Below are 14838 nucleotides of genomic sequence, written 5' to 3' on the forward strand. Positions count from 1 at the left end.
GTTACTAGAGCAGTTCAACACTGCGGCTGGAGGCTGTCCAATCACGGATTCGCGAATGACAACAATGTATTCGCAGCCATCATGGCAATTTCTGGACAGCGTCTCTCCGTTCCTGCGCCTGCCGCGGGGGATGAGGGACGGGTCAAGGCGCCCTACCCTTCCACACCGTCGATCATCGCCACCAGAGTCGAGAGCCTGTCCGCCTCCGCCGGCACCTTGTCGGCGCGAAGCCGCGAAATGCGCGGGAAGCGCATGGCCACGCCGGATTTGTGGCGGGTGGAGCGGTTGATGCCCTCAAAGGCCACCTCCAGCACGAAACCGAAATCCGGCGTGGCACGCACCGCCCGCACCGGGCCGAAACGCTCGACGGTATTGTCGCGCACGAACTTGTCCAGCACCTCCAGCTCCGCATCGGTGAAGCCGAAATAGGCCTTGCCCACGGGAACAAGCTGTTCACCATCCTCGCCTTCCGCCCAGACGCCAAAGGTGAAATCGGAATAATAGCTCGATCTTTTGCCGTGGCCGCGCTGGGCATACATCATGACGGCGTCGATATTATAAGGATCGCGTTTCCACTTGAACCAGGGGCCCTTGGCGCGCCCGGCCTGATAGGTGCTGTCACGGCGCTTGATCATGACGCCCTCGATCACAGGATCGGGCGGTGCGGCACGAAGCGTATCGAGTTCCTGCCAGCTGGAAAAGCCAATCAGCGGCGAGAGGTCGAAGCGATCATGAGGCGCGTGCTCGATAATATCCGAGAGGCGGCCGCGGCGCTCCATGTAGCTTTCGGCGCGAATATCGTTCTCGCCCTCGAACAGCAGGTCATAGGCGCGAATGAAGGCTGGATAATCATCCAGCATCTTCGCAGTCACCGTCTTGCGGTTCAGTCGCTGCTGCAAGTCGGAAAAGGTGCGGGTGAGATTGTTGGACCGCACCGTGCCGCCAATCAGCAATTCGCCATCCATCACGCCTTCGAAATCGATGGCGTCGAGCACGTCAGGGAAAGCGCCGGAAATATCGTCGCCGGAGCGGGAATAGAGTTTTCGCGTGGCGCCTGCGCGGGACAATTGCACGCGAATACCGTCCCATTTCCATTCTGCGGCATAGTCGGCTGGGTCCAGACTATCGAGGTCGCCATCGGCCACCGGCGTCGCCAGCATGACCGAATGGAAGATGGCGGGCGTCGCCAGAACCGGCCGCTCGGACTTCCCCTCAAGCCACGCGAAAAGCGGCGTATAGGGCGGCGTCAGCCCGTGCCAGAGGGTTTCGATCTCGGTGATGTCTTTGCCCGCAAAATCCGCCAGCGCCTGCCGTGCCAGCCGCGCCGAAACGCCGATGCGCAGGCTGCCGGTTGCGAGTTTGAGGAAAGCGAAACGCGAGGACGTATCGAGCCGGTCAAGCAGATCGCGCACCGCGCCGCGAACCTCGGTACGGCCGAGCGAGTTCATCAGCGTCACGACGTCGCCGAGGCGCGGGTCCTGCGCCTCGGTGTCATCCGCGCCGCCGATATTGCCCCAGACCAGCGAAATGGTCTCGGCCAGATCGCCGACATAATCATAGGAATAGCGAAACAGCACCTCGTCCATGCGCTCCAGCACCAGTTCGCGCAGCATGGCCGGCTTGACGCTCTTGAGGTCCAGCGTGCCGGCAATCGCCGCCAGACCGTAACCCCGGTCGGGATCGGGCGTATCGCGGAAATAATCGGTTAGCAGCTTCAGTTTGCCGTTGCGCGAGGGAGTGAGAACGAGACGGTCGAGAAGGGTGGCGAAGGCTTTCATCTCAATCCCCCTCATCCTCGTAACCGACAAGATGCAGCGGCTTGGCGGCAATGCCCTGCAATTCACACCAGCGCACCAGCGCCTCCTCCCGGCCATGGGTGACCCAGACGGCCTGCGGGCCGATTTCCTTGATGGTCTCCAGAAGCTCCGGCCAGTCGCAATGGTCGGAGATCACCAGCGGCAGTTCCACACCGCCCTGTTTGGCGCGTTGCCGCACCATCATCCAGCCGGACGCGAAGGCGATCAGCGGTTCGTTGAAGCGCCGTGCCCAGCGTTCCTGAAAGGCGGAGGGCGGGCCGACGACAATCGCACCCTTGAAGGCGGAGGGATCGCTTTTTTCGAGCGTCGCGGGCCTGAGATCGCCGAGATCGATGCCCTGCGAAATGTAATAATCGCAAAGCCGCGCCAGCGCGCCGTGAATATAGATGGGATCGGAATAGCCGTTGTCACGGAGCAGCCGGATGACGCGTTGTGCCTTGCCCAGCGAATAGGCGCCGACAAGGTGCGTCCGCTCGGGAAACTGTTTGATGGAGGTGAGCAGCTTGGCCGTTTCCACGCGCGGCAGCGGATGGTGGAACACCGGCAGGCCGAAGGTGGCCTCTGTGATGAAGACATCGCAGGGCACCGTCTCGAAGGGAGCGCAGGTGGGGTCGATGCCGCGCTTGTAGTCTCCCGAGGCGACGATGCGCAGGCGATTCACTTCCACGGAGATTTGCGCCGAACCCAGCACATGGCCTGCTGGATGGAAACCGACGGTAACGCCGTTTACCTCCACCCTTTCGCCGAATGCGACCGCCTGCTCGCTGCCACAGAAATCCTCGCCATAACGGATGCGCATGATATCCAGCGTCTGGCGCGTGGCCAGCACCGCGCCATGGCCGGCGCGGGCGTGGTCGGAATGACCGTGGGTGATGAGCGCCCGCGCCACCGGGCGCACGGGATCGATATAAAAATCACCCACCGGGCAATAAAGGCCCTTGGGCGTGGAATTCAACAGCTGTTCCTGCTTCATATTCATTGAGATAGGGCCGCCCGCGCGAATCTAAAGTGCTGCGAGCATAACGCGGAACGGGCATTAAATTTCCAGCGGCGGTGTTTTTGTTTTGTGGGACCGTGATGGTGAAACACATTGCACGGCCCGTCCTTTCCCTCATTTCTATGCTCGTCACAGGGATGAGGGTATGGTGAGCAACGTGAACAAGGCGCTTCAATCCCATCGAACCGTATTGGGTGACGGACTTTACTCCCCCGCCCCTTCGGCCGGCTTCGCCTCAACCGCCGCCGGTAGCCGCACCGGTTTCAGCATCAGCGCCGCGGCAAGACCGATGGCGGCGGTTGCGGCGGCGGCGAAGAACAGCGGCGTAAACGCATCCGAATAGAGCGAGGCGACGGCGGCCTGTGAGGCGGCAGGCAGTTCGGAGAGTATTTTCGGCGTCAGTTCCTCAATCTTGCCGACACCGGGAATATTGACCGCGACACCTTTCAGGCTCGATGACACGATGGCGCCATAGACAGAAATGGCGATCGCCGCACCGCCCATGCGGGTCAGGGTCACCGCGCCACTCGCCGCGCCAATATCCGCCTTGGGTGCTGAATTCTGCACGCCGATGATCGGCGCCTGCTGGCCGAGCCCGACAGCAAAGCCTTGTGCCAACATGAGGACCGCAATCACCCAAAGCGGCGTTCCGGCATGCATCTGCGTGAAGAGCAGCATGGCGATGACGTTGATGGTAAGGCCCGCCACAGAGAAGGGCTTGTAAACGCCGGTGATCGAAATCAGCCGTCCGGCCGAAAGCGAGCCCATGACGATGCCGCCGGTGACGGCGATGAAGAACAGGCCGGCATGGGAAGGCGAAAGCCCGGTGGTGGTCTGCAGGAACAGGGCATAATAATTGACCATGCCGATGCCGATGCCGCCGCTGGTCAGCGAGACAATCATCAGCAGCGGAAAGGTGCTGTCCTTGAAGAGGCGCAGCGGCACGACGGGTTCCGGCGCGCGACGCTCCACCTGTACCCACAGGAAACCCGCAATGACGGCGAAGGCGACGATACCGAGGCTTGGGGCGGCGATCAACGAGCCGAACAATTCGCTGCTGTCGGCCCAGAACACCACGCTGGCAATGGTGGCAGCCAGCAGGATGGCGCCGAGATAATCGATCTTCGGCTGGCGCGCCGGGCGGCGGTAAGGCAGCATCAATGCCAGCCCTGCAATGACAATAATGCCGAGCGGCAGGTTGATGAGGAAGATTGATCTCCAGCCGAACAGGTCGCTCATCGTGCCGCCGAGGATCGGGCCGACACTGCCCGACGCCATGATGGTGAGGCTGGAATAGCTCTGGTAACGGGCGCGTTCGCGCGGCTCGAACAGATCCGCATTGACGGAAAAGATCGAGACCATGATGCCGCCGCCGCCAAGCCCCTGCAACACGCGGGCGGCAATCAGGCTGTCCATCGACCATGCCAGCCCGCAGGCCAGCGAGCCGAGCGTGAAGATGACGACCGCCGCGATCATTACATATTTGCGTCCGAACAGATCGCCGAGCTTGCCATAGACAGGCATGACAGCACTGGTCGCCAGCAGATAGGCGGAGCCGATCCAGCCGAAGCGCTCCAGCGCGCCGAATTCACCGACAATGGTGGGAAGCGCTGTCGATACGATCTGGTTATCGAGGGTCGCCATGAACATGGCCAGCATCAGGAACAGAAAGACGATGAGCCTGCGCCGATGATCCGACACAAGCGGCGCCACGGGGGCGGTGGACATATCCATGAAAAATCTCGTTGGCTACGGCGGTTTTGCTACGGCAATTTGTGTGCTATCAGCATATATATGTCAATAGCAAGTTTTTGACATCCATGTTATTCGCGCTAAATGTGATCGCGAACTGGCAATGAAAGGAACGGCAAAGCGTGGCGAGCGAGGAAAACTGGAACGAGGATCTGCCCGAGGACATCAAGCGGATCGGCAATACGATGACGCGCATGCGCATCATGATCGGCCGCCGCATCATCGGCCGCATGGCGCTTGCCAAGCTCGCTCCGGGTCTTGAACTCTCCCATATCGACGTTCTCGATATTCTGCGCCGCACCGAAGGCGATGTTACCGTGGGTGCGATTGCCGAGGGCATGCGCATCGATCCCTCACGCGGCAGCCGGGTGGTGGCAGATATGGTAGGGCGCGGCCTGCTGAAACGCAGCGTTTCCCAGGAAGACGGCCGCCGCAGCATTGTCGAGATTACGCCGCTCGGCACCAGCCTTTTGCAGAAAATGCGCCGGACCAAGATGAGCGTCATCGAGGATGTGATGGATGGATGGCCGGCGGAGGATGTAGAGACATTCGCCCGCCTGTTCGAACGCTTTATCGACCGTTTCGAATATCGTCTGTCACCGGATACGGACTTATTCGCGGATCAGAAAAAATCATAGTTGGCCCAGGGATCTGCAACTTCACTTTAAAGCGACGAAACCGTAACGTGCGGCGCATCGAACTGGTCAAGGGGTAATTTCGATGTTGACGATTTACGGTGTCTACCGTTCCCGCGCTACGCGCACACTGTGGCTTGCGGGTGAACTGGGCATAGAATTCAAGCATGTACCCGTGATACAGGCCCGCCGCCTTGCCGATCCGCTGGCTGCGGATGCGCCGCTCAACACGCTGTCGCCCGCATTTCTCGCCGTCAATCCGATGGGCACCATTCCCTGCATTGAGGATGACGGCATGGTGCTCTACGAATCCATGGCCATCAATCTCTACCTTGCCCGTAAATATGGCGGGCCACTTGCGCCGGTCGATCTGAAGGAAGATGCGGCGATGTTGCAATGGTCCTTCTTCGCCGCCACCGAAATCGAGACCAATTCGCTGAAGATTTCCTCCGCCATCGCCGAAGGCCTGTCGGAAAGCGACACTGGTAAGGCTGTTATCGACGTCGCCGCCCGCTTGCTGAAGCGCCCCTTCCGGGTGCTGGAACAGCATCTCGCCACCCATGATTATCTGGTGGGAGACCGTTTCACCGTCGCCGACCTCAACGCGGCGGAAATCGTTCGTTACGCCCAGGACCACAAACCGCTGTTCGATGCCCATCCGGCGCTGAAAGCCTGGCTGGATCGTTGCCAGGCCCGCACGGCGTTCAAGTCCATGTGGGATACCCGCGCGGCCGAGGCGGCTTGACACGAGCTTTGGGCGCGGACTGGAGACGTCCCTCCGTACTCAACGTCATCCTCGGGCTTGTCCCGAAGATCCAACCACGTCAAATAAAATCAATACGTTGCAGATCCTCGGGACAAGCCCGAGGATGACGACAGTAACTATTAACCCCTCTCCCCCGCCAGCGCCCGCTGCACTGCCGGCCGGTCGTTCATGCGGCGGAAGTGGTCGTGCACCTTCGGGAAGCGGGCAATATCCACGCCATCGCTTTCCAGCCAGCCGGACATGACGAAAAGATAAGGATCGGCAACCGAATAAGCGGTGCCCAGAACCCATGGGCCGTGCAGCATGCCGTGTTCGATCAGTTCGAAGCACTCGCCCATGGTCTGCGGCACTTTCGCCTTCATATCGGCCAGCGAACTATCCTCATTCGCCCAGCGGCTGCCCCGCCGGCCGTGGGCATGGGCGACATGCACCGTCGAAGAAATGAAGGAGTTGAAGGACTGCATCAACGCGAATTCGAAGGGATCGTCGAGTGGCGCGAGTTTCTTCTCAGGCGCCATCTGGGCGATGAAGGCGAGGATGGCGGGCGTCTCCGTCAGCACGCCGCTTGCCGTTGCCAGCGCCGGCACGCGGCCCTTGGGATTGATCTTTAAAAATGCCTCGGAGCGTTGCTCGCCTTCCGCAAAATTAACGCGGTGGGCCTTATAAGGCAGGCCGGATTCCTCAAGCACGATATGGCTGGCGCGGGAACAGGAACCGGGAGAGAAAAACAGTGTGAACATGGGTATGCGACCTCCAAAGCAATGAAGCGCCCGTTTCTTCCTCGTACGAACGCCGACCCGCGGCGACCAAGGGATGGCCGTCACACGCAGGTCGCACCATCATCGTGCCGGCAAACGGCCGCGTCAAAGGTTATTTAGAGACCGACGACCCTGACATCGCCGACATGGATGCCGTTCCAGTTGCGCATCTGCCGGTTCGCCATGCCGCTCAGCGCCTGTTGTTCGGCGCTGCCTTCATCGAAATAACGGGCGAGCAATGCCGAAACCATGGCTTCTGCCGCACGCGTCGTGCCGTCTTCGCATTTCACCGCCATGGCGATGCCCTTTGCCGGCAGGGCGGCGATGAAGACGCCCTCCGCGCCGGTCTTTGCGAAGATTTTTCCCGGCGCGATCTGCATCAGCTTCGTGCAGGCGCGGCCAGTGCCCGCCACGTAAAAGGGTTCAGCCATGCAGGCCTCGATGAGACGGCCCGAGGCTTTCGCACGCCCCGGTTCCAGCCCCCTGCCCGTCGCCATTTTCGCGAAACCATGCGCCAGCCCCTTGAGCGGCACGGCATAGGTGGGGATGGAGCAGCCGTCCACGCCGCAATTGTCATGGCCGAGAGTAGCACCCGTCAGGCTTGCCATCGTGGCGCGGATTTCCCGCTGCAGCGGATGATCGTAACCGACATAGCCCTTGGGGTCCGTGCCGGTGTGGCAGCAGGCGCAGATGAAGCCGGAATGTTTACCGGAGCAATTATTGTGAAGCGCCGTCGGCTTTTCCAGCGTGCGGGCCTGATGGATGATGGTTTTCTGGTCGGAAGACCAATGCGCGCCGCATTCCAGCGTATCGGCATCCCTGCCCGCCTTCGCCAGCATCGAAGCGGCGAGTTCCACATGCGCGTCCTCACCGGAATGGGAGGAACAGGCAAGTGCGAGTTCGCGGTTGCCGAATTGATAGGCATCCGCAGCACCGCTTTCCACCAGCGGCAGCGCCTGCATGGCCTTGCAGGCGGAACGCGGAAAGATGCCGCGCTCAATATCGCCAGCCGAAAACAGCACGCCGCCATCGCCATCCACCACCACGGCAAGGCCATGATGGCGGCTTTCGACCAGATTACCCCTGGTGACTTCGACGGTAACGGAATTGTTCATTTTTGTGGCCTCAAAAAATTCTGATTTCATGTGGTTGATACCGCAATTGATTTTTCGATGCACGGGGCTGTTCGTGAAATTTGCAAAACGTCTTCTGCTGGCGATTGCCGTTATCTATCTGCTTCCCGCGCTGGCATCGGCCGGCCTGTGGGCCATGAAGGACCATCCGCGCGGCTGGAACGCCGCGAGATGGTCGTCCTCCGGCATGCTGCCGGCCGCGTCCAGCAACAGAGAAGCCGCCGTCTACGTCTTTTCCGCCATGACCGGCGGTTTCAAGGGCTCGGTCGCCAGCCATGCCTGGGTCGTGCTGAAAAAGCCGGACGCCACAAATTATGACCGTTATGACAAGGTGGGCTGGGGCACGCCGATCCGCCACAATGGTTATGCAGCGGATGCCTACTGGTATTCCAACATGCCGCGCCAAGTGGTGGCCATTCACGGCGCGGAAGCGGAAAAGCTGATCCCCAAGATCGAAAAGGCGATTGCCGATTACCCCTACGGCAAGCCGGGCGGCTATCGCATCTATCCCGGCCCCAACTCCAACACCTTCGTCGCCCATGTGCTGCGCAGCGTGCCGGAACTCGGCGTCGTGCTGCCGCCGGATGCGGTTGGCCGCGATTATCTGCCGGACGGCGCGTTTTACCACATCGCCGACGACTGGAAGGATGTAAGCGTTTCGCTTGGCGGCCTGTTCGGCGTTTCGGCGGGTGCCCGCAGCGGTCTCGAGGTGAATTTTCTCGGCCTTGTCGCCGGCATCGATTTCAGCCGGCCCGGCGTAAAGATACCGGGGCTCGGTTATTTCGGCGTGGCGGGCGTCCGCGCGTAAGCGGTTAGGTTTCGCTGGCCTGAGCGGCGCGTCGGGCGCGGATGCTCTGGGCGATGAAGACCCGCGACAGGCCATGATAAAGCGGCTCGCGGGAGAAAAGCCGCGACGTCAGATATCCCAGCATCGATGCGGCCATGATGGGCATGACGCCTTCATGATTGCCGGTCATTTCGAGGATAATGACAAAGGCCGTCATCGGCGCCTGCACCACGCCCGCAAAATAACCCGCCATGCCGACGATGGCGCCGAGGCCGATGCTGGTGCCAAGCAAGGTGGCCATGGTGCTGCCGAAACCCGCGCCCACTGACAAGGACGGCGCGAAAATGCCGCCGGGAATGCCCGACATCATGGCAAGGAACGTCGCCGCCAGTTTTTCGATGAAGAAGAAGGTCGGCGCGGCCTCGCCCTCGATTGCGGCGCGCGCCTGTTCGTAACCGGTTCCGAAGGTGGCGCCTCCAGACGCTATTCCGATTGCCGCGGAGGCAAGGCCGCAGGCCGCCGCCACTGCCAGCATCCGCTTTAACGGCATGGTCTGGGCGAAACGGCGGATGCGCGCAGATAGGCGCAGGGCGCCAGAGCTGAAAAGAGCGCCAAACGCACCACCGCCGACACCGCAGACGAGCACCAGCAGCCAGTCCATCGTCGTTTTCGCCATGACCGAGCTGGTGCCGAAATAGGTATAGCTGCCGACCAGAGCCAAGGACGCAAGGCCCGACAGGATGACGGCAGTGAGAACCAGACCATTGGCGCGGGATTCATAGGTCTTGCTCATTTCCTCGATGGCGAAGACGATGCCCGCCAGCGGCGTGTTGAAGGCCGCCGCAATGCCTGCCGCCGAACCGGCGAGAATGAGGCCCTTCGCCTGCGCCATGCCGCCCCAGCGGGCTGCCTGCAGCATGATCGAAGCGCCAACCTGAACGGTCGGGCCTTCGCGGCCTATGGACGCGCCGGAGAGCAGACCGGCGACCGTCAGCACCACCTTGCCGAAAGCAAGCTTCAGCGACAGAAGCCGCGAACGGTCCGCATCTTCCCGCAGGTGCCGCGCAGCGATGGCCTGCGGAATGCCGCTACCGCCGGCATTGGGAAAAACCGTGATCGCAAGCCAGGCGCAGAGCGTAAACCCGAGCGGCGTGATGATGAGCGGCAGCAGAAACGCCCATTCCCCCGATGAGGTTGCCGCGAAGAAAAGGTGCTGGGCCCGATCCGCCGCCCACGCAAACCCGACGCTGATAAGGCCAACCGCAATCGCACCTATCCAGAAAACCGCCCTCGGCCTCCACACCCGCCATGAGCCCCAGACGACACGGGAACGGCGGAGCATCTTCAGCTTCTTGTAGTCGACGGGCATGGTGATTCCAGATCGGTGATTTCAGTTATTGTCGGGCGGGAGGCCCTTTTATCGGCCTCTCGGGCGGGGATTGCAAGGTTTTGCATTTGACAGGTCGCCCCTATCGGCGCATTCTTTGCGTCGCAATTGCAACGCATGGAGACGTGGACATGAAAACGGCAACGATCCCTTCACTGCGGGTGACGGCGGATTTTCGCGAGGCTGCTGAAAGCGTGCTGAAGGAAGGCGAGACGCTTTCTTCCTTCGTTGAAGAGTCCGTGCGCAGGCAGGTGCAAATCCGTAAATCGCAGGCGGAATTCATTGCGCGCGGGCTGGCGTCACTCGAAGAAGCGGAGCGCACCGGCATTTATTATAGCACCGACGATGTTCTTTCGATGATGCAAAAGAAACTTGATGCTGCGAAAGCCGCGAAGCGGAAATGACGTATGAGCTTCGCTATACCGAAGAAGCCTTGGCCGATTTTGATCGCATCTATGATTTTCTGATCGCCTACGACATCGATGTGGCTGAGAAAGCAATCCGCGCCATAAGAGCAGGACTGGAGATTCTCGGCGATTTTCCCTTCAGTTGCCGCAAGGCATCTGCCGAAAACAGCCTCTTACGCGAACTCCTCGTGCCCTTCGGTTCCTCCGGCTATATCGTGCTGTTCCGCATTGATGGCCCGAAAACCGTCACCATTGCCGCCGTCCGCCACCAGCGCGAGGACGATTACCATTGATCCTCACCGGTCGCTGACGGCCGCACGCGGGTTTACCCACGGCTCCTGATTGGAGCGCGGCAGCGGGGTTTTGCCGAGAATGTGGTCGGAAGCCTTCTCGCCCGTCATGATCGACGGGCCGTTGAGGTTACCATAGGTCACGTGCGGGAAGATCGAGCTGTCTGCAACGCGCAGCCCTTCGACGCCGATCACACGGCATTCGGGATCGACAACCGCCATCGGGTCGTTCCTGTCGCCCATGCGGCAGGTGCCGCAGGGGTGGTAGGCGCTTTCCAGATGTTCTCGCAGAAAGGCATCGATCTGCTCGTCGGTCTCGATATTCTCACCCGGCTGGATTTCCGGGCCACGGAATTCGTCGAATGCTTTCTGGCCAAAGATTTCACGCGTCAGGCGCACGCAATGGCGGAATTTCTCCCAGTCTTCTGGGTGGCTCATATAGTTGAAGCGGATGACGGGATCATCCGTGGGATCGGCGGAGCGCAACGTGACATTGCCACGCGACGGCGACAGGTTGTAGCCGACATGCGCCTGAAAACCATGGCTTTTCGCCGCCGCCTTGCCGTCATAGGAGATGGCGACAGGCAGGAAATGATACTGAATGTCAGGCTGTTTGAGGCCCGGTGCGGAGCGCAGGAAGGCGCAGGCCTCGAACTGGTTGGAGGCGCCAAGTCCGCCCTTCGACAACAGCCATTGCGCCCCGGCAACACCCTGCCAGAACCATGGTAGCCACGAGTAGAGCGAGACCGGCTTGGTGGAGACCTGTTGGAAATAAAACTCCATATGGTCCTGAAGATTGGCGCCGACACCCGGACGGTCCGCCTTTACCTCGATGCCCATGTCTTTCAGATGCGCGGCAGGCCCGATGCCCGACAGCATCAGCAGTTTCGGCGAATTGAAGGAGGACGCAGAAACGATGACCTCGCGACCCGCCTTGATGGTTTCCACCACGCCCCTGCGCTCGATCTCGACGCCAACGGCGCGACCGTTCTCGATCACGACCTTGCGGGCGAAACCGTTGACGAGCGTGACATTGCCGCGCTTCAGCGCCGGTTTCAGATAGGCATTGGCGGCAGACCACCGGCGGCCATTATGGATCGTCTGCTCCATCAGGCCGAAACCTTCCTGCTTGGAACCGTTATAGTCATCGGTCAGTTCAAAACCCGCCTGCGCGCCGGCCTGAATGAAGGCGTGAAACAGCGGATTGTTGACCGGCCCGCGCTGCACATGCAGCGGCCCGTCCGTGCCGCGCCAGCCCTCTTCACCGCCATGGCTGTGCTCCATGCGCTTGAAGTAAGGCAGCACATCCGCATAGGCCCAGCCATGCGCGCCAAGCTCTTCCCAGCGATTGAAATCCTCGGCATGGCCGCGCACGTAAACGAGGCCGTTGATGGAGGACGAGCCGCCGATGACTTTTCCGCGCGGGGCGGTGATGCGGCGATTGTTGAGATTGGGCTCGGGTTCGGAGAGATAACCCCAATTGTAGCGCTTCATGCTCATCGGCCAGGCAAGTGCGGCCGGCATCTGGATGAAGGGCCCGAAATCGGAACCGCCCGCCTCGATGACGATGACGGAATAACGGCCGTCTTCCGACAGGCGGTAGGCGATGGCGGAGCCTGCGGAACCCGAACCGACGATGATGTAATCTGCCTGCATTGTTTGCTCCACTTGGGGCTTTGGTTCCGATGAATGTATTGGGGTGGGGTTTACCCCCCTCTGCCCTGCCGGGCATCTCCCCCTCAAGGGGGGAAATCGACTCGCGGATAGGTCTCGCCTATCTCAATATTTGCGAATGAAGTGCTGGAGCGCCTCTTGCCGATTTCCCTCCTTGAGGGGGAGATGTCCGGCAGGACAGAGGGGGGTAAACCCCGCTCGCCAACCCATCAATAAGGCGCGTCCACCTTCCCCGTGCTCACGTAAACCGTCTTCAACTCGCTATAATGCTCCAGCGCCGCCGCCGAATTCTCGCGGCCGAAACCGGATTGTTTCGAGCCGCCGAAGGGGATTTCCACCGGGCAGAGATTGTACGTGTTTATCCACAGCGTACCCGCCTCCAGCTGATCCACCACACGGTGAGCGCGGGCGAGATCAGCGGTGAAGACGCCGCCGGCGAGGCCGAACTCGGTGGCGTTGGCGCGGGCGAGAACCTCTTCTTCGTTATCGAAATCCAGCACGCACATGACAGGTCCGAAGATTTCTTCACGGGCGATGGTCATATCGTCCGTCACATCGGCAAACACGGTCGGCTGAACATAAGCGCCCTCGCCCGCAACATTGTTGGGAATGCCGCCGCCAGTGATGAGCGTTGCCCCTTCCGCCTTGCCCTTTTCGATATAGGAGAGAACCTTCTCCTGCTGGGCCTTGGAGACCAGCGGGCCGAGATGGGTGGCGTAATCGAGGGGATCGCCGAGGATCATTGCCTCGGTGCGCTTTTTCAGGTTTTCGAGGAAACGCGCCTTCGCCTTTTTCTGCACGAAAACGCGCGTGCCGTTCGAGCAGACTTGCCCGGAGGAATAGAAATTGCCGAGCATGGCGCCACCGACAGCGCTTTCAATATCGGCATCGTCGAACACGATCATCGGCGACTTGCCGCCGAGTTCCATTGTGACATGCTTCAAATGCCCGGCGGCGGCGGCGGCAACCTTGCGACCGGTCGGCACCGAACCGGTGAGCGAAACCTTGGCGACATCGGGATGGTTGACCAGAAGCGGGCCAGTGTCACGATCGCCCTGGATGACGTTAAAGAGGCCCTTGGGAAGACCGGCCTCGATCAGGATTTCGGCGATCTTCAACGCGCCGAGCGGGGTGTTTTCCGAGGGCTTGAAGACCATGGCGTTGCCGGCGACGAGCGCGGGAGCGGCCTTCCAGCAGGCGATCTGCTGCGGATAGTTCCACGCGCCAATGCCAACGCAGACACCGAGCGGTACGCGCTTGGTATAGGCGAAATCACCGCCGAGGGGAATGTAGTCGCCATTCAATGCGGAAGGCGCGATGCCGCCGAAAAACTCGAAGGCATCCGCACCCGAGGTCGGGTCGGCGACGATGGTTTCCTGAATGGGCTTGCCGGTATCCAGCGTCTCCAGCGTGGAAAGCGCATCGTTGCGTTCGCGCATGATATCGGCGGCGCGTTTGAGGATGCGGCCGCGCGCCATGGGACTCATCGCCGCCCATTCCTTCTGGGCGCGCTTGGCCGAGGCGATGGCACGCTCGACAATCGTCGGTGTTGCGGCGTGAAGCCGGGCAATGATCTCGCCGGTTGCGGGGAAGATGCTGTCGAACGGCGTGCCGGTATTATCTTCGACATAATCGCCGTCGATGAAATGCGAGGCTTTCGGCTGCGCCCTAAGCGGCGTGGCGATGGTCATATCGAAGTCTCCTAGAGGGTGCGGATAGACGGCTTGGCGCGCTGTCCATCAGGAAAAGATTTGAGCTGCATGTCGAAATAATCCTCGACGAGCGCCGGCGCGGAAGCGAGGCCGAGCGGCGCGGAGCGCAGGCTGTGTCTGATATAAAGCCCGTCGATCAGCGCCGCCGCCCCTTCGGCAATCCGCGCAGCATCGTCAGGCGGGCAGAGCCGGTTGAGGCTTGCCATGAGGTTGGAGCGCAGGCGGCGGGAATAAATCACCAGCAGACGGCGGGTTTCTTCCGAGCGCTGCGCCTCGACGTAAAAGGCAAGCCATGCCGCCACCGTCTCCGGCGTGAACTGGTCGCTCTGGAAGGAGACATGCACGATGGCGCTCAGCTTTTCACGCGGACCGGATGCGCGGATCAATGCCGCTACGGCATCACGCCTCAGATCGCGCAGCAGGCTGCGGATGGTTTCCAGAAGCAGCTGCTGCTTGCTGCCGAAATAATGATGCGCAAGGGCCGCCGACACGCCCGCTTCCCGGGCGATGTCGGACATTGTCACATTCAGCGAACCATGGTGGCCTATGGTGCGCAGTGCCGCATCCACCAGCGCCTTGCGGCGCAGAGGCTCCATTCCGATCTTGGGCATAAGCGTCTCCTTGATGGCGGGCAAAATATTCTTGATTGATCAATCAATCAATAAAAAACGCGCCATTTTTTGTCGCTGATTTGCGATAGATCATATTTTCCGCCACCGGGGA

General features: G+C 60.9%; 14 protein-coding genes. 5 read left to right on the forward strand and 9 right to left on the reverse strand.

The window, feature by feature from the left end; all coding sequences use genetic code 11:
- Positions 1-152: 152 nt before the first annotated feature.
- The 3 genes from AGR1_RS09385 to AGR1_RS09395 form a co-directional block, all read right to left on the reverse strand.
- Complete coding sequence (locus tag AGR1_RS09385) at positions 153-1778, reverse strand: cisplatin damage response ATP-dependent DNA ligase (RefSeq protein ID WP_149146762.1); 1626 nt, start codon at positions 1776-1778, stop codon at positions 153-155.
- A gap of 1 nt (position 1779) precedes the next feature.
- Positions 1780-2790, reverse strand: a complete 1011-nt coding sequence (locus AGR1_RS09390; protein WP_187772177.1) for a ligase-associated DNA damage response exonuclease — start codon at positions 2788-2790, stop codon at positions 1780-1782.
- Positions 2791-3018: 228 nt separating this feature from the next.
- Positions 3019-4548, reverse strand: coding sequence for an MDR family MFS transporter (locus tag AGR1_RS09395; RefSeq protein ID WP_187772098.1), 1530 nt, complete (start codon positions 4546-4548; stop codon positions 3019-3021).
- Between the two features lie 140 nt (positions 4549-4688).
- Between AGR1_RS09395 and AGR1_RS09400 the strand changes: the two genes are divergently transcribed.
- Both AGR1_RS09400 and AGR1_RS09405 read left to right on the forward strand, forming a co-directional pair.
- Positions 4689-5204 (forward strand): MarR family transcriptional regulator, encoded by a 516-nt coding sequence (locus AGR1_RS09400; RefSeq protein ID WP_149146763.1) that lies wholly within the window; start codon positions 4689-4691, stop codon positions 5202-5204.
- An 82-nt stretch (positions 5205-5286) separates the two neighbouring features.
- Positions 5287-5946 (forward strand): glutathione S-transferase family protein, encoded by a 660-nt coding sequence (locus tag AGR1_RS09405; RefSeq protein WP_149146764.1) that lies wholly within the window; start codon positions 5287-5289, stop codon positions 5944-5946.
- Between the two features lie 140 nt (positions 5947-6086).
- Here the strand turns inward: AGR1_RS09405 and AGR1_RS09410 are convergent, their stop codons facing one another.
- A complete protein-coding gene (locus tag AGR1_RS09410) occupies positions 6087-6707 on the reverse strand; it encodes a glutathione S-transferase family protein (protein ID WP_080791179.1) in 621 nt (206 codons plus the stop codon).
- Between the two features lie 134 nt (positions 6708-6841).
- Entirely contained in the window at positions 6842-7840 is a 999-nt protein-coding gene (locus tag AGR1_RS09415) for an asparaginase (RefSeq protein WP_149146765.1), read from the reverse strand.
- Between the two features lie 73 nt (positions 7841-7913).
- Between AGR1_RS09415 and AGR1_RS09420 the strand changes: the two genes are divergently transcribed.
- On the forward strand, positions 7914-8666 hold the full coding sequence (locus AGR1_RS09420; protein WP_162927409.1) for a DUF3750 domain-containing protein: 753 nt from the start codon (positions 7914-7916) through the stop codon (positions 8664-8666).
- Positions 8667-8670: 4 nt separating this feature from the next.
- Here AGR1_RS09420 and AGR1_RS09425 read toward each other — a convergent pair whose 3' ends face one another.
- Positions 8671-10014 (reverse strand): chloride channel protein, encoded by a 1344-nt coding sequence (locus AGR1_RS09425; protein WP_187772099.1) that lies wholly within the window; start codon positions 10012-10014, stop codon positions 8671-8673.
- Between the two features lie 149 nt (positions 10015-10163).
- Here AGR1_RS09425 and AGR1_RS09430 point away from each other — a divergent pair, with 149 nt between their 5' ends.
- Both AGR1_RS09430 and AGR1_RS09435 read left to right on the forward strand, forming a co-directional pair.
- Positions 10164-10436 (forward strand): YlcI/YnfO family protein, encoded by a 273-nt coding sequence (locus AGR1_RS09430; RefSeq protein WP_060723899.1) that lies wholly within the window; start codon positions 10164-10166, stop codon positions 10434-10436.
- Positions 10433-10732, forward strand: coding sequence for a type II toxin-antitoxin system RelE/ParE family toxin (locus tag AGR1_RS09435; RefSeq protein WP_149146766.1), 300 nt, complete (start codon positions 10433-10435; stop codon positions 10730-10732). The genes AGR1_RS09430 and AGR1_RS09435 overlap by 4 nt, the downstream gene beginning before the upstream one ends.
- Before the next feature lie 3 nt (positions 10733-10735).
- Here the strand turns inward: AGR1_RS09435 and betA are convergent, their stop codons facing one another.
- The 3 genes from betA to betI form a co-directional block, all read right to left on the reverse strand.
- On the reverse strand, positions 10736-12385 hold the full coding sequence (betA, locus tag AGR1_RS09440; RefSeq protein WP_149146767.1) for a choline dehydrogenase: 1650 nt from the start codon (positions 12383-12385) through the stop codon (positions 10736-10738).
- Between the two features lie 227 nt (positions 12386-12612).
- Positions 12613-14094, reverse strand: coding sequence for a betaine-aldehyde dehydrogenase (gene betB / locus AGR1_RS09445; RefSeq protein WP_149146768.1), 1482 nt, complete (start codon positions 14092-14094; stop codon positions 12613-12615).
- A gap of 11 nt (positions 14095-14105) precedes the next feature.
- Positions 14106-14726 carry a transcriptional regulator BetI gene (gene betI / locus AGR1_RS09450; protein WP_010971178.1) on the reverse strand — a complete coding sequence of 207 codons (621 nt, stop codon included), beginning with the start codon at positions 14724-14726 and terminating at the stop codon, positions 14106-14108.
- Positions 14727-14838 lie beyond the last annotated feature (112 nt).

The organism is Agrobacterium sp. B1(2019), from assembly GCF_008274755.1.
Taxonomy (GTDB): domain Bacteria; phylum Pseudomonadota; class Alphaproteobacteria; order Rhizobiales; family Rhizobiaceae; genus Agrobacterium; species Agrobacterium salinitolerans.